The organism is Achromobacter sp. SD115 (genome assembly GCF_017355315.1).
GTDB lineage: Bacteria > Pseudomonadota > Gammaproteobacteria > Burkholderiales > Burkholderiaceae_B > Achromobacter > Achromobacter xylosoxidans_B.
Genome location: NZ_JADIJM010000006.1, coordinates 225,459 through 244,778, shown reverse-complemented (window position 1 = coordinate 244,778; position 19,320 = coordinate 225,459). Strand labels below are relative to the sequence as shown.

Sequence of the window (19,320 nt, the reverse complement as noted above, 5' to 3'; positions counted from 1 at the left end):
GTGCGGAAATCAGGCGGCGGGATCCGTGCCAGGGGCGTCGGATGCGCGCGGCTCCTCTTGCGGCTTCGGCGCCGCCGCCAGCGCGTTCATCAGCGCCGGATTCTTGAGCACGCTGCCGATCAGTTCCTCGGCGCCGGTCTTGCCGTCCATGTACGTCAACAGGTTTGCCAACTGCGTGCGTGCGCTCAGCAATTCGTTCAGCGCGCCGACTTTTCGGGCGACGGTAGCGGGCGAGAAATCATCGATGCTCTCGAACGTGACGTCCACGTTCAGATTGCCTTCGCCCGTCAGCGTGTTGGGTACCTGGAACGCCACGCGCGGCTGGATGGAACGCATGCGCTCATCGAAGTTGTCGATATCGATGTCCAGGAACTTGCGCTCGCCCACCTCCGGCTGCGGCGTTTCGGACTTGCCGGCCAGATCCGCCAGCACGCCCATCACGAACGGCAGCTGAATCTTGCGCTCCGCGCCGTAAATCTCCACGTCGTACTCGATCTGCACCCGCGGCGCGCGGTTTCTTGCGATGAACTTCTGGCCGCTTCCCTTCAGGCTGGTCGCCATGGTGTCGTCTCCTCTTGTTGGTGCGGCGGCTGGCCCGCCTTACGGTTCCTGCCGGTTTGCCTCGGACCGCGGCAGCCATGCCTCGAATTGCTCCAGCCCCTGGGGGGCCAGATTCTTGATGATGTCGTGAAAGCTCATCGGGATAAGCTGCTGGGCGCGGCGGATGAGATAAGGCGCGGGATGGCCGGGCTCGTTGGCCTCGAAGTACGCACACACCTTGGAGAGCATCGCCAGCGCTTCGTCGCGCGACTGGATGGGCAGGTCCTGCCTGCGCGCCGCGCCGTCGCCGGCGAGATGCGTGGCGGCGGAAGGGGCCGCAGCAGCCGGCGCATCGTCCACGAGAATTTCGGCCGGCGGCGCGGATTGAAGGTCCCGCGTCGCCTCCAGCACGAGGTCCAGCGTGCGAAGCATGGCGGCGTAATCGGGCGCCCAGGCAGGGCCCAGCTTGTCCGCCACGAGTTTCTGCATGCGCCGCAGCGCCTCGGCCGCGGACTGCAGCGCCTGCGCGTCGGCATTGCCTTGCGCCCAGGCCTGGCGCAGGCGCTCGACGAGGCGCGGACGCCCGCCCGGATAGGCGTCTGCGTCCTGTCGGCTGCCATCGAGCAGCGCCTCGGTATCGCGCAAAGTCAGTTGTCCGTGCACGCCGCTGACCAGGCTGGCCGAACGCACGCTGCGCGCGCAGCCCTGCATGTCGCCAAAGGCCGCCAGTGCATTCATACGGGGCATGGGATCGTTTTCACCGACGCTGTCGAGCCGGGGATGCACCGGCTCCCAATAGCGTTCCAGGGTGTCGACGGCCAGCGCCAGGCCATCGCTATAGCCCGGTAGTCCGCGGATCTCGGTCCAGGCCGAGGTCAACAGGCCAATGATGCGCAGGTCGCGAGTGCGTTCCAGCAGCGCGCGGGCCAGGCGTTCGACTTCGCGCCAGTCAGGCGGCTGCGCGGCAATGATGGTCGAGCCGAACTGCTGTTCGTCCCGGCCCGCCGCGGCTTGCTGCAGTTGCAGGAAGTCAGCGTCATATTCAAGGTCTTCCCCGCAGGGCAGACGTGAATCGAGTGTATTGAGGATGTCGGCGAATTCCATAGTCATCACTTAAATGCCTGCTGGGATGCTGCCTGGATACAACCACTACGCTCCGCGCTGCTCCACGGAAGGCTGAATTCTATGCACGTCTTTCCGTATGCAACGGGAACCTAACAACTCCAGATTCATCTTACAAACTGCTTACAGCCAGGTAATTAATTGAATACTTATCCCTCTATTGCATTGATTTTTTGACACACACCTTACGAAACTGGCGCGCTGATGGCTGGTTGTTACTGAGCCGTAAAAAACACAAGCGCATGTGATACCGCTTCTCGGCCGCTTTGGGCCCTGCCTACAATCGGCGCTCACGCTGGCGGCAGACCAGCGGCGCTTCAGATCCAGAGACAGACTTTCCTGGTGCCAGCCCGCTCCACGCGGCGGCGCCTGCCTCATGCAAGAGGCCCGATTCCGGGGCCGAATCCCATTGCAGTCATCACGACGCGCCTTACGCGCGACGGTGAAAAAATCCAGAGCAGCACACGCAGCAACAAGCGAATTCTCATAAGGAGACGGTGAGATGGACCGCAACGTGCCCAGCGATCGTGTCGTCAAGGCGCATACGCCTTTGCCGCCGGAACAGCTGAAGTTCCGCGCCATGCATGGCGCAGAAAGTCTTTCGCAACTGTTCGAGCTGGAGGTCGAGCTGGTCTCCGAGTCGTACTCGTTGGACATGAAATCGCTGCTGGGAAAACCGCTGACGCTGGAGATCGAAACCGGATTGTCCGCGCCGCGCTATCTCGGCGGACACGTCACGCGTTGCGCGCTCGTCGGTCGCGAGAACAACACCTCGCGCTACACCGTCTATCGCGCCACGGTGCGCCCGTGGCTCTGGTACCTGACCCAGACCTCGGACAACAAGATCTTCCAGAACAAGAGCGTGCCCGACGTCATCCGCGAAGTGCTGAAGGACTATGACTATCCCGTCGAGTTCAAGCTCGTGGACAGCTACCGCAACTGGGAATACTGCGTCCAGTACCAGGAAACCGACTACGCCTTCATCAGCCGCCTGATGGAGCACGAAGGCATCTACTTCTGGTTCAAGCATGACAAGGGCAAGCACACGCTGGTGCTTACCGACGACATCACGCAGCACGAACCTGTTGCGGACTACGAGCAGATTCCCTATTACGGGCCGGACCGCATCACCGTCCCGCGCGAAGACCATGTCCACAAATGGGAAGTGGCCGAGCAGATCACCCCCGGCGCCTTCGCTACCACCGACTACCACCCGCTCACGCCCGCCGCCAGCCTGGAGGCGCGCCGCAATAATCCCGGCGCCCACGACCACGGCGATCTGGAGATGTACGAATGGCAAGGCGGCTACACCAACCCCGATGACGCGGAACACTACACGCGCGTGCGGCTGGAAGACCTGCAGTGCAGGAAAGAGCAAAGCGCCGGCGCATCCAACGCGCGCGGACTGGCCACGGGCCATCTCTTCACACTGCGCAATCATCCGCGCCAGGCCGAGAACCGCGAATATCTCGTGGTCAGCACCTACTACCGTATCCGCGAAACGGGCTATGCCAGCGGCCAGCCCGACCCCGGCAGTTTCGACCTGGAGTTCGTCGTGCTGCCGTCCAGCACGCAATTCCGAGCCCCTCGTGTCACGCCAGTTCCACGCACCCATGGCCCGCAGACCGCCACGGTGGTTGGCAAGGAAGGAGAGGAAATCTGGACGGACAAGATGGGCCGCATCAAGGTGCAGTTCCATTGGGACCGCTACGGCAAGAAGGACGAGAACAGCTCCTGCTGGGTGCGCGTATCCAGCCCCTGGGCCGGCGGGGGCTTTGGCGGCATCCAGCTGCCACGGGTGCGCGATGAGGTGATCGTCGACTTCATCGGCGGCCAGCCAGACCGCCCGATCGTGATCGGCCGCGTCTTCAACGCCAACAATCTGCCGCCCTGGGACCTGCCGGACAATGCCACGCAAAGCGGCTTCCTGAGCCGCTCCAAGAGCGGCACGCCGGCGACCGCGAACGCGCTCATGTTCGAGGACAAGAGCGGCAGCGAACGTATCTGGCTGCATGCGGAGCGCGAACTCTGCACCGAGGTGGAAGCCAACGAATTCCATTCGACGGACAAGAACCGCTCGACGATCATAGGCGTCGACGACAGCACCAAGATTGGCGGCAACCGCGATATCAAGGTCACGGGCACCGACAAGCTGCACGTCGAAAAGACCCGCGATGTATTCGTAAAGGGACACGAGGAATACACCGTCAAGGCGTCGCGCACGGTCAACGTTAAAGACGGCCTGATGGACGAGAAGTTCGACAACGGCCTGAAGACGACTGTCGCGGCCAAGGGAGAGGAACGCGAGATCACTGGCCTCTTCAAAGAGACGTTGAAGAACGGCGAGCAGGTCTACGTGAACGAAGGCGACTCGTTGCATCACGTGAAGACCGGCGCGCTCACGGAGAAAGCCAAGGGCAAGGTCGAACTGCTTTCGACCGATGCGAACATGGACGTCAAAGCCAAGACCGCGATGCTGGTGGAGTCCGAGACCTCCACGATGGATCTCAAGGCGAAAGGCAAGGTGCACCTGGAATCGGTGGACTCCACCGTGCTGATCAAGGCCAAGGGCAACATCACTCTGGAGACCCCCGAAGACGTCGTGATGGACGCTTCCAACGTAAAGGACCTGTCAAAGGTGAGCTGGCGCCAGTACACGCCGTATGCCCTGGTCCTGGCGAAAGCCAAGGCGGAGTTGGGATTCGAACGGGTCGCCCTGTTCCGCGCCACTACCATGCTCAATGCCGTCTTCACCAATTACGCGGCGATCAGCAATATCGGCCAGGGGTTTTCGTACAGAACCACCTACTACGGCGTCTCCTTCGACGCCTTGAAGGCGGAAACGACCTCGATGCGCTCGTCGATGATGGGCCTTTGGGTCATCCTCTAGGCCATCCATGTCCGGCTCTCCTGAAACCTGGGCGGACTGGGGAATAGGCCTGCTGCTGGCGCTCACCGCGGTCCAGGCGGCGTTCATGGTCTGGCGCGCGCGCCGACGCCATCGCGCGCAGCATGAGGACGCTCTGCGGCAAAGCGTCATACGCGCCCATGGCCAGCCGGCGTCTGCCCGCGTGGCCGCGGCGCGCGACACTCGCAGCCGCATCGGCGAAACGCGCTTCTTCATTGTCGAACTGGATCTGGACGTCCAGGCGACACAGTCAACGCCCGCGCTGGCGAGAACGGTGCAGGTTCCCGTGTCGCCGCCTCGACTCGCCGACTTCGCTGCAGGCGAGGTGATCGACGTGCTCGTCGATCCCGCCACCCACGATGTCGTCGTGGCTCAACCCACTGAATAACGCCATGAAGACGCTCAAACCCTTGCACCTGGGACTGCTCACTCGTCCCTACCGCTGGGCGCGCCGGGACCAACTCGGCGTGTCCGTGATCGCCTTGGTCGATATCTCACAATCGCCGCGTCTGGCTTTGGAACAGGAATTGTGGAAACTCGTAGGCGGCGAAATCGGCGGCATGCTGGATCTGGCCACGCCCAAGCTATATCCGGAAGTCCTCGTAACCGGCCACGCCTATCCGCAAGACCCCGCCAGTCCAGGGGCTTGCGCGGTACGCTTGCAGATGGGCGCCATTGACAAGTCTCTGCTGGTGTTCGGCGACCGCTATTGGCGGGATGGCAAAGCCACCGAACCGCGGCCTTTCGAGCGCATGCGGCTGGACTGGCGCCATGCCTATGGCGGCCCCTCCGAGCCCGGCAACCCCTTGGGCCTGGGCGCACAGGACGAAGTCATCGGCGGTGTCCGTACACGCCGGCTGCCCAACATCGAGCATCCACAGGAACGCATCAGCGCACCAACGCAACGCCCTGCCCCAGCCGGCTTCGGCCCGCTCGCCATGGAGTGGCCGCAACGCGCGATCCATATGGGGCGGCAATATGGAGAGGAATGGCTGGAGCATGATTTCCCCGGTTTCGCCGCCGACATGGACTGGCGCTTCTTCAATGCGGCGCAACCGGACCAATGGGGTCCCGCCAACGCCAGCTTCGCCAGCGGCACCGAGTATGCGCTGTGGCACATGCATCCCGACTGCAAGGCGCTGACTGGCCGCCTGCCTGGCTGGCGCGCCCGGTGTTTCATCAGCCGGCAAGACGATGCGGGCGCGCTGGAGGAAGTCGCGCTGCGCCTGACCACCGTCTGGTTCTTTCCAGACCACACGCAGATGGTGCTGATCTGGCATGGCGCGACGCCAGTGCGCGAGGACGATGCGGCCGACATCCTGCATATCATGCCCGCCCTGGAGCATGACGCGGCCCCTCGCGGGATCACGCACTACGAAGAGGTCCTGCGGCAGCGGCTGGACCCGGAAATGGGTGCCGTGTACGCGTTGCAGGATGCCCAACTGGTGCCCGAGGACATCTGCGGCGACACATTGAACGCCGGCGAGCGGGATTGGAGTTCGCGGCCGTCGCTGCGAAATGCCCATGCCGGCGCAACGCGCCGTCACGTCCGTGAACGGGAAGCGCTGAGTGCGCAAGGCCTGGATCCTGATCAGTACCTGGCCGCACCTGAACCCTATCCGGCCGCACCGCGGCTGGCCGACTTGCCGCAGTCCATCCTGCGTGCGAAGCAGGAACTGGAAGAGGCCAAGCGCCTGCACAGCGGTCTCGGCGCGCGCGCGTTGGCAGACCCCGACCTGCCATCGTCGAGCAAGGTCGCAGGCGTGGACCTCGACGCACTGCGCATGCTCGAACCCTCACCCAATCTTGATCCCGGCTTCGACCCTCGCAGCCTGCGCCGGCAGCTCGCGGAGTTTGATACGGCTCCGCACGTGCACGCGCGGGGTGCTGCGCAACAGGCGAATGAACCGCATCCTCCACCGCTCTCGCAAACGCTCGGCAGCCAGGTGCAGCAGGGCTATCTGCAATCCGCGCATCTGTTCGCCGCGCCATCGCCCATGTCCCCGCTGCGCGCGCGGCGCACGCGCAGCAAGCTGCAAGCGCATCTGAAAGGCGACCGCAATTGCGCCGACATGAATCTGAGCGGCGCGGACCTGTCGGGGCTGGACTTGTCCAACGTCAATTTCCAGCGCGCCGTGCTGGCCGGAGCCGATCTGAGCGATGCGCGGTTGGACGGCAGCGATCTGAGCCACGCCGTGCTTGCTGGCGCCACGCTGCTGCGGACCGGCATGCGCAATGTCGCGCTGGCACATGCCAACCTGGGCCGCGCCCGCTGCGCGCAGACCGATTTCAAAGGCAGCCAGTTCAGCGCAAGCACCTGGGATCACGCGCAGGCCGAGTCATGCGACTTTGGGGAGAGCGTCTGGCGTCTGGGTTTCCTGCGTCAGGTCCGCTTCCAGAATTGCGATTTCGGCGGCGCCATCTTTGAACAGGTTTCCGCCACACAGGTCACGCTGCAAGGCTGCCACTTCCACCGGGCGCGGTTGGACCAGTGCGCATTCATGCAGGGCGCGTTTGCCGACACCGACTTCACACAAGCGGATCTGAAGCGCGTGAGCTTCCTGAACATGGAGTTCTCCGGCCGCTTCAGCCTGGAACACGCGATGCTCGACGGCTGCGCCTTCGCGGGCGGCGCCGAACTTCCGGGCGCTTGCCTGCGCGGCATGCGCTTCAAGCAGGGTAGCGCGCGCGGGGCAAGCTTCAGCGGGGCCGACATGCGCGGCGCCCAACTGATCTCTAGCGACTTCTCGGAATGCTGCCTGAAGGATGCCGACCTGAGCGGCGTGACCGCACCCGACACGCACTTCGTGCGGACGGATTTCACCGGCGCCCGCCTGCGCGACGCCAATCTGATCAACAGCCTGCTCGGCAAGGCCATCCTGCTGGACGCCGACCTGGCCGGGGCCAACCTGTTCCGCGCAGATGTCGCGCAAGCGCGCATGGACGGCAGCACCGGACTGGACGATACCTACACCCAGGGCGTCAAACGCTGGCCGGCCCGGCAACCGGAGAATGCGGCATGACCCTGGACCAGTTGATCGACCGCGTGCGCCACGGCGAATCGGTGGGCTACGTCAGCCTGGCCGGCGCGGATCTGCGCGGCCAGGATCTTGCCGGCGCGTTCTTCGACCACGTGGATTTCAGCGGCGCCGACATGAGCGGTTGCCAGTTGCAGGACAGCCAGTTTCTCGACTGCGTGATGACTGGCTGGGATGCGTCCGACGCCGATCTGGACATGGCGCGGCTGTTCCGCTGCCACGCCCGCGCCTCGAACCTGGCGCGCAGTCAGATTCGCGGCGCCAGTTTCACGCAATGCGATCTGGGCGAGGCCGACCTGGAACAAGCGCAACTGGAGGAGTCGAACTTCAACGCCACCTCGCTCGAAGGCGCCTGCTTGCGCTCCGCCAGCCTGAACCGCGCAGTGTTCGCGCAAGGCTCCTTGGCCCGAGCCGACCTGTCGCAGACCCGCATGAGCTTCACCCTGTTTCATCAGCTGGACCTGCGCAGCGTCACTCTGTCGGGAGCCAATGCGGAAAGCACCATGTTCGTCGAATGCAATTTGCAGGAACAGGTCTTCGCCTCGCAAGCCTATCCGCTCTGCCACTTCACGGACTGCCAGCTGGACGCAGCGGACTTCCGTCATGCAGACCTGCGGCAGGCCGGGTTCAAGGGCGCATCACTGCGCGGTGCGCGCTTTGGCGGCGTCTCCGCTCCCCAAGCCCTGTTTCCCCTGGCGGATCTGAGCGGCGCGGATCTGCAGGGCGGCCATTTCGACGGCGCCATCTGGGCCGAAGCGACGCTGGACGGCGCATCCTTGCGCGGGGCCCGCCTGTCGCTGTGCATCTTCCAGCGCGCACGCTGCGCCGACACCGATTTCCGCGAAACCCATCTTGCAGATGCCGATTTCTCGCTGGCCGACCTCAGCCGTGCCGACCTGCGCGATGCCACGTTCATGCGCACGCGCATGCACCGCGCCTTGACCCAGGGCGCACGCTGGACCCAACGCCACGGCATCATCGAGAACGACGCGCCCTTGCTGGAGGCCGAACTCTGGTCGGCCGGGCGCGCCGCGACCTGAACTACGCGCGGCGTTGCCGCACCCTCATCGCAAGGAGAAAGCCATGCTCGCAGTCTGCCAGTTGCCCGGTTTGGCCCTGGGGTTTCCCGATGTCTGCAAGACGCCGGTTCCGCCGCTGCCGCACATCGACGCGGCCACCTCGTCGATGGGCATCCCGGTGGTGTGGAATGTGTGGCTGATGTGCGCGCCGGTGCACAACATGGCCACGCCGGTGCCCATCACGCTGGGCGACACGGCGGGCGTGGGCGGCGGCTTGATCTCCCAGACTTTCATGGGCCAGTCGCGCTACATGACGGGCGCGTTCCGCGTGCTGGTACGCGCCATGCCCATCGTGCGCATGACCAGCCTGACCTTGCAGAACAACATCAACTCGCCCGGCATGCAGGTGTTCTCGCCGCAGCCGAAGATGTTCGTGCTGGCGGCGTGAACCCGCGGCGCCCGCCTATAGTTCGCCGTAGGAGTGCAGCCCCGACAGGAACATGTTCACGCCCAGGAAGGCGAAGCCGGTGATCAGCAGCCCCATCAGCGCCCAATAGGCCGCCATGGTGCCGCGCAGGCCCTTGATCAAGCGCATGTGCAGCCAGGCCGCATAGTTGAGCCAGACGATCAGCGCCCAGGTTTCCTTGGGATCCCACTGCCAGTACGCGCCCCAGGCGTCGGCCGCCCACAGCGCGCCCAGGATGGTGGCGACCGTGAAAAACGCGAAGCCGATCGCGATGGCGCGATACATGATGTCGTCCAGCACCTCCAGCGACGGCAGCGCAGCGGCGATGCGGCGGCGGCCCAGCAGGATGGCGCCCACGATCACCGCCCCCACGCCGAAATACAGCATCCAGGTGGCCGACAGGCCGTCGGTGCGGAACACCATGGGCTCGGCGCACAGCAGCACGCCCAGCACGAACAGCGGCGCCAGCTTGGCCCAGGACGTGGTCTGCCCATGCTGCTTGACCAGGTAGGCAAAGCCCACCATCGCCGCCAGCGAGAACGTGCCGTAGCCGATGAAGTTGGCGGGAACGTGCAGCTTCATCCACCAGCTTTTAAGCGCCGGCACCAGCGGCTGGATCTGCCCGGCATCGCGCGTGAACGAGTACCACAGCAGGAACACCACGGCCGACGTCACCACCAGCATCACGAAGCCGCCCAGCGCGCGCGTGGCGTACTTGCGTTCGTAGTAGAGGTAGAACAACGCCGTGATCAGCGCGAAGAGCACGAACACTTCGTACAGGTTGCTGACCGGGATATGGCCCAGGTCCGGCCCCATCAGGTGCCCCTCGCGCCAGCGCACCAAGAGGCCGGTGACGCCGGCGAACACCGCGCCCCAGCTCAGTGCCGTGCCGAGCCAGGCGGCCGTGGGACTGAAGAAGCCGATCCAGTAGCAGACCATGGCCAGCGCGAACAGCGCGCACATCCACAGGATCGCCGATTGCGAGGAGAACAGGTACTTCAGGAAGAACACCTGCTCGGCCCGGGCCAGGTCGTTGCCGTACAGCATCAGCGCCAGTCCGGCCGCAATCGCACAGGCGATCATCAGGTGGCGCAGCGGGCGCCACAACCAGCCCATCCAGGCCAGCACCGGCACGGTGCCGCACAGGATGATCTTCTCGTAGTAATCCATCGCGTTGCTGTAGCGGGTCAGCGCGAAGCCCGCGCCCACCGACAGCAGCAGGAAGAAGACGGCGTCGGTCCAGTCGGGCCTGCCGCGCTGCGCGCGGCTGTCACCGGTTTCGGACAAGGCGTCCTGCCAGAGCTGATCGGGCGAGGCGGCCCGCGCTTGCGGCGAGGAGGGATGCGTAGTGGTCGTTGTGGACATAGGAAACCTTAAGACCTCTTCTGGCGCAGCAGCGCCTGCTTGAAGCGTTCGAACTCCTGGTTGAAGTCGAGTGTACGCTTCTGGGACGTCATGGCCGCCAGGACGCTGCTGCCGTTGCCTTGCGGCTTGACCCAGATCCAGATGCGGCGGTCTCGAATATAGAACATCGAGAACACACCCAGGACCAGCAGCAGGCTGCCCAGGTACACGGTGTTCTTGCCCGGCGTGCGGCTGACCTGGAACACGCTGGCCTGCACATGCTGGAAATCCGCCAGCGACAGGAACACCGGTGCCGGGTAGACGGTCAGGTCCGACAGCGCCGCCACCGCCAGCCGCGACCAGACCGCGGCGCGTTCCGCGTCCGGGCCCTCGACGGCCACCGCCGGCAAGCCGGCGCGCTCGCGCTCGATGGCTCGCAATTCGTTCATGCTGGCGCCGATCAGGCGGATCACCACGTCGGCCGCCCGCTCCAGGTCCTGCGGCGGCGTGTTGGCCTGCAGGAACGCCGCCACGGCTTGCAGGCCGCCGGAGGCAAAGGTTTCCAGGGCGCGCTCGGCGGCCGTCTGCAGCGGCTGGCGATCCGTCCCCGCCGGGCTGTTGCGTTCCGCGAAGCGGCGCGCGGCTTCCTGGCGCGCCGCGGGGTCGGCCAAGGTCGCGCGCAAGCGCATGAATTCGGCGATCGAGCTGTCGTCGTCCGCCGGAATGCGCAGATAGCGGAAGGGTTCGGAGGCGTTGTTGCGCACCCCGGCCAGGAACACGGCGGCGCCGTCCAGTTCCACGGGCAGCATGTAGTTCTGGAATTCGTGGGCCTGGCCGGCGTCGTCGATCAGCTTGTATTCGACGCTGGGGCCAACGTTGCGCAGGTTTTCGTTCTTCTTGCCCGCGGCGCTGCCGGACACCGAGGCGACGTGTTCGGCGAAGCTCTGGTTGCCGCCCTTGGGGTCGCCGCGGGTCAGGTCTTCGACGTTGATGGGCCGCAAGGCGGTGATTTCGACGCCCATGCTGCGCGCACCGCGAGCAGTGTGAGCGGTTACTTCGCTGGTCTTGCCCACCGTGCCGTCAACTGCAAAAAAGGTAGCAGGGTCAGATCCTACTAGCGGGTAGCCTTTCAGCACCACCGTGCTGCCGCCGTCGTCGAAGCTGGACTGGTAGACCGTCATGCCCTTGAAGCGCAGCGGCTCATTGACCTCAATGGTCGAATCGAAGCTCTTGCCGGTGTCCGGGTCGGTGACCTCGACCTCGCTGGCGAAGCGGCTGGGCATGCCGGTGGAGTAATAGTCGACCACGAACTTCTTGAGCTTCAGCGTGAAGGGCATGGGTTGCACCAGGGCGCCGTCGCCCACCATCACGACCGCGGTGCTGGCCTGGCCGCCCTCGGGCACCAGCACGCTGGCGCGGAAGCTCGGGTTGTCGACCGACAGGCGGCCACTTTCCGGCACTTCCGAGATCAGCATGTTTTCGACGATGGGTTTCTTGTCGCCGAACATGACTTGCAGGCGCACCGGCAACTCGCTGTCCAGCAGACCGCCGATGCAGATGATGACCATGGCGGCGTGGGCGAACACATAGCCCAGCCGGTTGGCGCTGCCCTTCTTGGCCGCCAGCAGCACCCCATCCGCATCCTGGCGTTCGCGCACGGCATAGCCCAGCCGGCCCAGCAGGGATTTCAGGCCCGCGGCGGTCTGCGGCACGTCGGTGGGCTCTTCGGTTTCCACCCGGTGCGGGAAGGCGCGCAGGCTGCTGGCGCGCACATGCTCGCGGAACGAGCGCGCATCGCGCAGCATCTTGGGCGCATTGCGGATCAGGCAGACCGAGGTCGACACGACCAGGAAGCCCATGATCAGCAGGAACCACCAGCTGTTGTAGACGTGCCAGATGGAAAACTTGTCGAACACTTCAAACCAGAACGGCCCGAACTGGTCGATGTAGTTGTTCGACGAGCGGTTCTGCTGCAGCACGGTCCCCACCAGGCTCGCCACGCAGATGAACATCAGCAGGCTGACGGCAAAACGCATCGAACCCAGCAATTCGAAGAAATCGCTGGGCAGGCTGCGCAGGGAGGGACGGGAGTGTGTACGTGTCGAATTCATGAAAAAAGGGGGGCCGCGCTATCGGCTACCCCCCTCATAGACAGCGCGCGGCGGAACGAGGTTCCGCTGCGCCAGGTTTGCAGAACGCGGACCAGCCGCGCGCGTGGCGGGCTGACGCCTACCGCAGGCCGGCGGCGTAATCCGACACGGCCTTGATGTCGGCATCCGACATGCGGTCCGCGATGGCGAACATGACGTCGTTCTTGCGGTCGCCGCTGCGGAACAGCTTCAGCTGCTCTTCGATGTACATGGGGAACTGGCCCGACAGCCGGGGGTACTGGCTGGGGATGCCCGCGCCATTGGCAGAATGGCACGAGGCGCAGGCCGGAACCTTGCGATCCGGCAAACCACCGCGCCAGATCTTTTGACCCAGATCAACCAGCTTCTCCTGGCCGGCCGTGGCGGGCTCCTTGAGCGGCTGCTGCGCCAGGTACAGCGCGATGTTCTGCATGTCGGCGGGCGTCAGGTTCTGCGCCATGGCCGTCATCGGGGTGGGATTGCCGCCCGCGCCGTTGCGCACCGGCAGCTTGGCGCCAGGCTTGATCTGGAAGTCCGCCAATTGCTTGGCCAGGTACTCGTGGGACTGCGCGGCCAGATTGGGGTTCACCGGGATGGTGCTATTGCCCGCCGCGCCATGACAGGACGCACAGGCGATGATGCCCCTGGCCGCATCGCCCTGGTCAAACAGCTGTCCGCCCTTGGCGGCATCTGGTTTTACCGGGCCCGCAGCGCCTTCGGCGGCGAAACTCGTAGTAGATAAGGCGGAGGCGCCGAGCAACAGCCCGCTCGCAACCAACATCCGGGACAGCACACGCTTCATGAAGACCTCGACGATCGCATCGATCAAGGCGCAAAAAGGCGCCCACGCCTGCCCGCACACCCTGGAATACCGTATCGAACCTGTTTTGCCTTCCTGCCTGCGATGTTGCTGCGGACTTGCTGGAAAAAGCATTCAGCAAGCGAAACAGTAAGCAAAAAAGACGGCTCCGCGCACGGGGACCACTGTTGCAAACGCCGGATTATACAATAGGGCTCGAAACCAACCGTATCCAAAGCCACCCGTGTCCCTCCTACATCGCGCCTCTTTCCTCACTTCCGCGGCTCGCCTCGACCAGTTGCCGGCCGCCGGCGCTCCCGAGGTCTGCTTTGTCGGCCGCTCAAACGCCGGCAAATCCACGGCCATCAACGTGCTGTGCAACCAGCGCCGTCTTGCCTTCTCCAGCAAGACGCCGGGCCGCACGCGCTTGATCAATATGTTCGGCCTGCCCGACCCCTTGGATCCGGAAGGCCACATCGGTTTTCTTGTCGACCTGCCCGGCTACGGCTACGCGTCCGTGGCCCGCAACGAAAAAGAAAAATGGGCCGACATCCTGGGCGGCTATCTGCGCGACCGCGAATCGCTGGTCGGCATCGTGCTGCTTATCGACATCCGCCGCGGCGTCACCGAGCTGGACCGCCGCCTCGCCAATTTCATCGCACCCACCGGACGCCCGGTGCTGGCATTGCTGACCAAGGCTGACAAGCTGCCTTACGGCCAGCGCATGCGCACCGTGTTCTCCGTGCGCAAGGACCTGGCCGACATCGGCGCCTTGCACACCATCCCCTTCTCGGCGCCGGAACGCATCGGCCTCGAAGAGGCGGGCGCGCACATAGAAAACTGGATTTCTCCCAAGGTCGTACCATGAACCCGCAGATCATCTCCCCTGAATTCCCGGTATCCCGCCCGCGCCGCCTGCGCCGCGACGACTTCACCCGCCGCCTGGTGCGCGAGAACGCGCTGACGGTCAACGATCTGATCTATCCCGTGTTCGTGGCCGAAGGCACCGGTCTGCAGCAGGCCGTGCCGTCCCTGCCAGGCGTGGTCCGCTATTCGCTGGACACGCTCTTGCCGGTGGCCAAGGAATGCGTGGAACTGGGCATCCCCGTGCTGGCGCTGTTCCCCGCCATCGATCCCTCGCTCAAGACGCCCGACGGCATCGAAGCCACCAACCCCAATGGCTTGATCCCGCGCGTGGTGCGCGAACTGAAAAAGCAGGTCCCCGAACTGGGCATCCTGTGCGACGTGGCGCTGGATCCGTACACCAGCCACGGCCAGGACGGCGTCATCGACGAGGACGGCTACGTGATCAACGAAGCCACCGTCGAAATACTGGTCAAGCAGGCGCTGACGCAGGCCGAGGCCGGCGTCGACATGGTCGCCCCCAGCGACATGATGGACGGCCGCATCGGCGCCGTGCGCCGCGCGCTGGAAGCCAACGGCCACATCCACACGCAGATCATGGCCTACTCCGCCAAGTACGCCAGCGCCTTCTACGGCCCGTTCCGCGATGCCGTGGGCTCGGCCACGAATCTGGGCAAGTCCAACAAGATGGCTTACCAGATGGACCCGGGCAACCTCGACGAAGCGCTGCGCGAAGTCGCGGCCGACCTGCAGGAAGGCGCCGACATGGTCATGGTCAAGCCCGGCATGCCGTATCTGGACGTGCTGCGCCGGGTCAAGGACACATTCCGCGTGCCGACCTTCGCCTACCAAGTCAGCGGCGAATACGCCATGATCAAGGCCGCCGCCGCCAACGGCTGGCTGGACCACGATAAAGTCATGATGGAAGCGCTGCTGGCGTTCAAGCGCGCCGGCGCCGACGGCATCCTGACCTACTTCGCGATCGAAGCCGCGCAGCTGTTGAAAGGCCAGCGCTAGGCGCTGACGGCATCGCGGGCGTGGCCGATGCGGGCCGCCCGCGACGCCCCGCCGCAATCAGGTCTTTGCGGCCGCATTGCGGCCCGCCACCGGCGCCCCGCGCCGCAATCCCAGCCAGGTTCCCGCCAACACGCAAGCCAGTCCCGCGACGTGCGTGGGCGTGACGTGTTCGTCCAGGAACAGGGCCGCGAACAGCAGGCCGAAGATCGGCAGCCAGTTCACGAACAAGGCGGCGCGGCTGATGCCCAGCCGCGCAATCCCGGCGTTCCAGACGATGTTGCTGACGCCCGAGGCAATCACCGCCGAGAACAGCAGCACCAGCCACGGCCACCACGTCATCTGCCAGGTCTCGCCCTGATACGACGCCGGCGTCAGCGCGGCGTGCACCACCAGCATCAGGCCGCCAGCCAGGTACATGTACCAGAGCATGCCCAGCGGATCCATGCTGCGCGACATGCGCTGGATCACCAGCCCGCCACACACGAACACCAGCACCGCGACAAAGACGATGGCGTCACCCCAGCCCGTCAGGCCGATCTGCGCGCCGCTGCCGATCACCACCATACCCACGCCCAGAAGGCCCAGCAGGGCGCCGGAAATGCGCACCAGCGTCAGTTTCTCGCGATAGAAGATGGCAGCCAGCAACGCCGACAGCAAGGGACTGGTGGCCATGATGAGCGTCCCGTTCGCGGCCGACGACACCCGCAAGCCCGTCACCAGCGCCATCTGGTGGGCGTACACGACCAGGAATCCCGCCAGCGCGACCCAGCCCAGCTCCGCACGGCCCAGCCTGGGGATGCGGCCGCGGCGCGCCTTGATGATGAGGGTGACGGTGATGAACGCGATGACGATGCGCACGGCGGCCAAGGCCTGCACATCCATGTGCAGCGTCAGGTACTTGACCGAGACGATGTTCAGGCCCCAAGTGGCCATGACGAACATCAATTGAAGATAGATAAGACCTGTGCGGTCCTGGCTTGCATCAACTGTCGGGGACGTCACGGGCGCCGGCCTGGAAGGGAAATGGAGTGCGCCGCCCACGCGGCGCTGCGGACATGGTATCGCGGCTGGACCCTCGACTCAATTGCGCCTCGATCACCCGATCATGTCGTTGACCAACACCACTACACGCCTGGCCCTCGACAGGCACGGCAAAAGGCCGCTGCACGGACGCATCCGTGCAGCGGCCTTCATGTATTGCAGATCGGCACTGCGGCAATCTCGCGCCGCTTCAGCGCACCAGCACCTTGTCCAGCGATTCGGTGAAGCGCTTGGCATCCTGAAAGCCCACCACGCGCGCCTCGGGCAGCTCCTTGCCGCCCGGTTCGAAGAACATGATGCCCGGCGGGCCGAACAGGCGGAAACGCTTGAGCAGCGCGCGATCATCGGCGTTGTTCGCGGTCACGTCAGCCTGCACCAACAGCATGCCCGACATGCGCTGCGCGACGCCCGGATCGGTGAAGGTGAAGCGCTCCATCTCGCGGCACGACACGCACCAGTCGGCGTAGAAATCCAGCATTACCGGCTGACGGCTTTGCGCCAGCAAGGCATCCAGTTCGGCGTTATTGCGCACGCGGGTGAAGTGCATTTCGCCATTGCTGGCTGCCACGCCCGCGGGCGCATCGCCGCGCGCCGCCAGGTGCGACAGAGGCTGCAGCACGTCGCGCCCGCCGCTGGCCGCGCCAATCAGCCAGGCCGCGGCCGCCAGCGCCAGCAACAGGCCCACGCCCTTGCCGAACATGCGCGCGGAGCCCGCGCCTTCAGGCAGGGCGTCGAAGGCCCGCAGCATCACGGCGGCCACCACCGCGAGGAAGGCCCAGCCCGTCATCTGCACCCAGGTCGGCACCACCGGGATCAGCATCCACCACGCGGTCGCCAGCAGCAGCATGCCGAACAGGCGCTTCACGCCGTCCATCCAGGGACCGGCCTTGGGCAGCAAGGCGCCCGAGGACGCGCCCACGATCAATAGCGGCACGCCCATGCCCCACGCCATCGCGAACAGGGCCGATCCGCCCAGCACCACGTCGCCGGTCTGCGAGATATACAGCAGCGCGCCCGCCAGCGGCGCGGCCACGCAGGGGCCTACGATCAGCGCCGACAAGGCGCCCATCACCAGCGCGCCGGTGTAGCGCCCGCCCGGGATGCGCGCCGAGCGTTGCGACAGCCAGCCCTGGACGCCGGCCGGCATCTGGAACGTGAACGCGTCGAACATGGCCAGCGCCAGCACGGCCAGCAGGATGGCGAACAGGGTAAGAATCCACGGCGTCTGCAGCCAGGCGGCGAGTCCCGCTCCGCTCAGCCCCGCCGCAACGCCCAGCGCGGTGTAGACCACCGACATGCCCAGCACGTAGGTCGCGGCCAGTGCCAGGCCGCGGCCACGCGACGGCTTGGCCTGCGCCGCGCCGCCCAGCACGATGGACGACAGGATGGGAATCATGGGCAGCACGCAGGGCGTGAAGGCCAGCAGCAGGCCCAGCACCAGGAACACGCCAGCGGTCTTGACCCAGCCCAGCCCGCCCAGGGCGTCGGCCAGGCCGGTATCGCCGGCATTGACCAGCGCGCCCAGGCCGCCCGACGCACCCGCTGCTGTCGCAGGGCTTCCTCCAGGTCCAGCCAGGGCGTAGCCGCCAGCCACCGGTGTCAGTTTCACGCTGCTGTCCATGGGCGGATAGCACAGGCCCGCGTCGGCGCAGCCCTGCGCGGTCAGGGTCAGGGTGAAGGGCTGCCCGCCCGCGGTCACAGGCACGCGAATCACCACGTCCTGGTGAAAGACCTCCATGTCCTTTTCGAAGGTCGGGTCGTACTTGACCTCGCCCTTGGGATAGACGGCTTCGCCCAGCGTCGCGGCGCCGATGGGACTGATAGTGATGCCGAAGCGCTCCCGGTACATGTAATAGCCGGGCGCGACGCGATAGCGCATTTCCAGCGTTTCAGGCGCCACCATCTGGGCGCTGAACGCGAAGGCCTTCTCGGGATCCAGGAACTCGGCCTCGGCGCGCGCGGCTGCCTGCCAACCCAGCAACAGCAGCATCATGGCCAGCAAGGCCGCAAAATGCCTGAATAAGGCGCGTGACGCGCAGGACTCGCGCCTGAGCGCGCCGATACCGGCTAGTTGCAACATCAGTCTCTCTTGTTCTGCGTGACGGCCGTCTGCTCACGCACCCAGTCCAGATAGGGCGCCGCGCCGCCGATGACGGGCAGCACGATGATCTCGGGCACATCGTAGGGATGCATCTGCGCCAGGGCCTGCACTACAGCCTGATGGCGCGCGTATGTGGTCTTGATCTGGATGGGAATTTCCTCCGCCCCTTCGACCTCTCCTTTCCACATGTAGATGGACAGGCCCGGCGCGCCAAGGTTCACGCACGCGGCCAAGCCGTCTTCAACCAGGATATGCGCAATCCGCTTGGCCAGCAGCAGGTCGGGCGCATTGCTGATGACCAGCACAACGTCGTCATCTCGCAACATGGAGGCTCCTCGGGATACCCGTATGGGATGTAACTCGGGGTATTTTATCGGTATTGCGGCCATCGACCGGATCCGCCGGGCCTGAACGCGCCGCCGCTCCCACCGAGGCACGCATGTCCGATAACTGCCTGTTCTGCCGCATCGCCCGTCACGAAATCCCCGCACACGTGATCCACGAGGACGAACGCCTGCTGGCCTTTCTCGATATCCATCCGGTGCGCCCCGGGCACACGCTCATCATCCCGAAGCAGCACTATCCCTATTACGAAGACATGCCAGCCGACCTGGCGGGCAGCATCCTCAACCTGGGACAGAGGCTCGGGCGTCACATGAAGCGGCTGTATGACGTGGAGCGCGTGGGCTTCGCCTTCACTGGCATCCATGTGGCGCACGCGCATGCGCACGTCATCCCCATGCATCATCCGCAGGACGTCACGTCCACCCAGTACATCGAGCAGCAGGACCTGACTTTCAAGATGCCGCCCCAACCCGACGCGGCAGCGCTGGTCGCGACGGCGGCGCAATTGCGGGGCGAACTGCACGCCTCGTAGCCCGCTGGCGGCCGCGCAAAAAAACAAGGGCGGGTCCGAAGACCCGCCCTTGTCG

Annotated in this window: 17 protein-coding genes; 9 read left to right on the top strand and 8 right to left on the bottom strand. The window is 65.2% G+C overall.

Annotation, left to right across the window (positions count from 1 at the left end; all coding sequences use genetic code 11):
• Positions 1-9: 9 nt before the first annotated feature.
• The gene (gene tssB, locus IPU70_RS11400) at positions 10-561 is read right to left on the bottom strand and encodes a type VI secretion system contractile sheath small subunit (RefSeq protein ID WP_207467341.1); all 552 of its coding nucleotides are present in this window, start codon (positions 559-561) and stop codon (positions 10-12) included.
• A gap of 39 nt (positions 562-600) precedes the next feature.
• Positions 601-1,650, bottom strand: coding sequence for a type VI secretion system protein TssA (gene tssA, locus IPU70_RS11395; RefSeq protein WP_242702422.1), 1,050 nt, complete (start codon positions 1,648-1,650; stop codon positions 601-603).
• Between the two features lie 514 nt (positions 1,651-2,164).
• Between tssA and IPU70_RS11390 the strand changes: the two genes are divergently transcribed.
• From IPU70_RS11390 to IPU70_RS11370, 5 genes are read left to right on the top strand one after another with little or no spacing between them, the layout of a single operon-like run.
• A complete protein-coding gene (locus IPU70_RS11390) occupies positions 2,165-4,552 on the top strand; it encodes a type VI secretion system Vgr family protein (protein WP_207467339.1) in 2,388 nt (795 codons plus the stop codon).
• Between the two features lie 7 nt (positions 4,553-4,559).
• A complete protein-coding gene (locus IPU70_RS11385; protein ID WP_207467337.1) occupies positions 4,560-4,958 on the top strand; it encodes a hypothetical protein in 399 nt (132 codons plus the stop codon).
• Between the two features lie 4 nt (positions 4,959-4,962).
• Positions 4,963-7,593: a DUF2169 domain-containing protein gene (locus IPU70_RS11380; protein ID WP_207467336.1), complete on the top strand. Its 2,631-nt coding sequence runs from the start codon at positions 4,963-4,965 to the stop codon at positions 7,591-7,593.
• Positions 7,590-8,648 carry a pentapeptide repeat-containing protein gene (locus IPU70_RS11375; RefSeq protein ID WP_207467333.1) on the top strand — a complete coding sequence of 353 codons (1,059 nt, stop codon included), beginning with the start codon at positions 7,590-7,592 and terminating at the stop codon, positions 8,646-8,648. The genes IPU70_RS11380 and IPU70_RS11375 overlap by 4 nt, the downstream gene beginning before the upstream one ends.
• A gap of 43 nt (positions 8,649-8,691) precedes the next feature.
• A complete protein-coding gene (locus IPU70_RS11370) occupies positions 8,692-9,075 on the top strand; it encodes a DUF4150 domain-containing protein (RefSeq protein WP_207467331.1) in 384 nt (127 codons plus the stop codon).
• Positions 9,076-9,090: 15 nt separating this feature from the next.
• On the opposite strand, the gene ccsB is transcribed toward IPU70_RS11370, so the two are convergent.
• From ccsB to IPU70_RS11355, 3 genes are all read right to left on the bottom strand, one after another.
• The gene (ccsB, locus tag IPU70_RS11365; protein ID WP_013396984.1) at positions 9,091-10,458 is read right to left on the bottom strand and encodes a c-type cytochrome biogenesis protein CcsB; all 1,368 of its coding nucleotides are present in this window, start codon (positions 10,456-10,458) and stop codon (positions 9,091-9,093) included.
• An 8-nt stretch (positions 10,459-10,466) separates the two neighbouring features.
• Positions 10,467-12,548 (bottom strand): cytochrome c biogenesis protein ResB, encoded by a 2,082-nt coding sequence (locus IPU70_RS11360; protein ID WP_207467329.1) that lies wholly within the window; start codon positions 12,546-12,548, stop codon positions 10,467-10,469.
• Positions 12,549-12,666: 118 nt separating this feature from the next.
• On the bottom strand, positions 12,667-13,368 hold the full coding sequence (locus IPU70_RS11355) for a c-type cytochrome (RefSeq protein ID WP_041656906.1): 702 nt from the start codon (positions 13,366-13,368) through the stop codon (positions 12,667-12,669).
• Between IPU70_RS11355 and IPU70_RS11350 the strand changes: the two genes are divergently transcribed.
• The 3 genes from IPU70_RS11350 (at position 13,367) to hemB (ending at position 15,246) form a co-directional block, all read left to right on the top strand.
• Entirely contained in the window at positions 13,367-13,519 is a 153-nt protein-coding gene (locus IPU70_RS11350; protein WP_207467327.1) for a hypothetical protein, read from the top strand. The genes IPU70_RS11355 and IPU70_RS11350 overlap by 2 nt on opposite strands.
• Positions 13,520-13,609: 90 nt before the next feature.
• A complete protein-coding gene (yihA, locus tag IPU70_RS11345) occupies positions 13,610-14,233 on the top strand; it encodes a ribosome biogenesis GTP-binding protein YihA/YsxC (RefSeq protein ID WP_013396987.1) in 624 nt (207 codons plus the stop codon).
• Complete coding sequence (gene hemB, locus IPU70_RS11340; RefSeq protein WP_207467325.1) at positions 14,230-15,246, top strand: porphobilinogen synthase; 1,017 nt, start codon at positions 14,230-14,232, stop codon at positions 15,244-15,246. Before yihA ends, hemB begins: the two co-directional genes overlap by 4 nt.
• Positions 15,247-15,303: 57 nt before the next feature.
• On the opposite strand, the gene IPU70_RS11335 is transcribed toward hemB, so the two are convergent.
• The 3 genes from IPU70_RS11335 to cutA form a co-directional block, all read right to left on the bottom strand.
• The gene (locus IPU70_RS11335; RefSeq protein WP_207467458.1) at positions 15,304-16,188 is read right to left on the bottom strand and encodes a DMT family transporter; all 885 of its coding nucleotides are present in this window, start codon (positions 16,186-16,188) and stop codon (positions 15,304-15,306) included.
• Positions 16,189-16,477: 289 nt separating this feature from the next.
• A complete protein-coding gene (gene dsbD / locus IPU70_RS11330) occupies positions 16,478-18,367 on the bottom strand; it encodes a protein-disulfide reductase DsbD (RefSeq protein ID WP_207467323.1) in 1,890 nt (629 codons plus the stop codon).
• On the bottom strand, positions 18,367-18,714 hold the full coding sequence (cutA, locus tag IPU70_RS11325) for a divalent-cation tolerance protein CutA (RefSeq protein WP_207467322.1): 348 nt from the start codon (positions 18,712-18,714) through the stop codon (positions 18,367-18,369). The genes dsbD and cutA overlap by 1 nt, the downstream gene beginning before the upstream one ends.
• A 113-nt stretch (positions 18,715-18,827) precedes the next feature.
• Between cutA and IPU70_RS11320 the strand changes: the two genes are divergently transcribed.
• A complete protein-coding gene (locus IPU70_RS11320) occupies positions 18,828-19,265 on the top strand; it encodes an HIT family protein (protein WP_013396999.1) in 438 nt (145 codons plus the stop codon).
• The last annotated feature ends 55 nt before the right edge of the window (positions 19,266-19,320 follow it).

Excerpts from the sequence above, each read along its gene's own strand:
- tssB (WP_207467341.1), bottom strand. The coding sequence starts at position 561 with ATGGCGACCAGCCTGAAGGGAAGCGGCCAGAAGTTCATCGCAAGAAAC.
- tssA (WP_242702422.1), bottom strand. The coding sequence starts at position 1,650 with ATGACTATGGAATTCGCCGACATCCTCAATACACTCGATTCACGTCTG.
- IPU70_RS11390 (WP_207467339.1), top strand. The coding sequence starts at position 2,165 with ATGGACCGCAACGTGCCCAGCGATCGTGTCGTCAAGGCGCATACGCCT.
- IPU70_RS11385 (WP_207467337.1), top strand. The coding sequence starts at position 4,560 with ATGTCCGGCTCTCCTGAAACCTGGGCGGACTGGGGAATAGGCCTGCTG.
- IPU70_RS11380 (WP_207467336.1), top strand. The coding sequence starts at position 4,963 with ATGAAGACGCTCAAACCCTTGCACCTGGGACTGCTCACTCGTCCCTAC.
- IPU70_RS11375 (WP_207467333.1), top strand. The coding sequence starts at position 7,590 with ATGACCCTGGACCAGTTGATCGACCGCGTGCGCCACGGCGAATCGGTG.
- IPU70_RS11370 (WP_207467331.1), top strand. The coding sequence starts at position 8,692 with ATGCTCGCAGTCTGCCAGTTGCCCGGTTTGGCCCTGGGGTTTCCCGAT.
- ccsB (WP_013396984.1), bottom strand. The coding sequence starts at position 10,458 with ATGTCCACAACGACCACTACGCATCCCTCCTCGCCGCAAGCGCGGGCC.
- IPU70_RS11360 (WP_207467329.1), bottom strand. The coding sequence starts at position 12,548 with ATGAATTCGACACGTACACACTCCCGTCCCTCCCTGCGCAGCCTGCCC.
- IPU70_RS11350 (WP_207467327.1), top strand. The coding sequence starts at position 13,367 with ATGAAGACCTCGACGATCGCATCGATCAAGGCGCAAAAAGGCGCCCAC.
- IPU70_RS11355 (WP_041656906.1), bottom strand. The coding sequence starts at position 13,368 with ATGAAGCGTGTGCTGTCCCGGATGTTGGTTGCGAGCGGGCTGTTGCTC.
- hemB (WP_207467325.1), top strand. The coding sequence starts at position 14,230 with ATGAACCCGCAGATCATCTCCCCTGAATTCCCGGTATCCCGCCCGCGC.
- IPU70_RS11335 (WP_207467458.1), bottom strand. The coding sequence starts at position 16,188 with ATGTTCGTCATGGCCACTTGGGGCCTGAACATCGTCTCGGTCAAGTAC.
- dsbD (WP_207467323.1), bottom strand. The coding sequence starts at position 18,367 with ATGTTGCAACTAGCCGGTATCGGCGCGCTCAGGCGCGAGTCCTGCGCG.
- cutA (WP_207467322.1), bottom strand. The coding sequence starts at position 18,714 with ATGTTGCGAGATGACGACGTTGTGCTGGTCATCAGCAATGCGCCCGAC.
- IPU70_RS11320 (WP_013396999.1), top strand. The coding sequence starts at position 18,828 with ATGTCCGATAACTGCCTGTTCTGCCGCATCGCCCGTCACGAAATCCCC.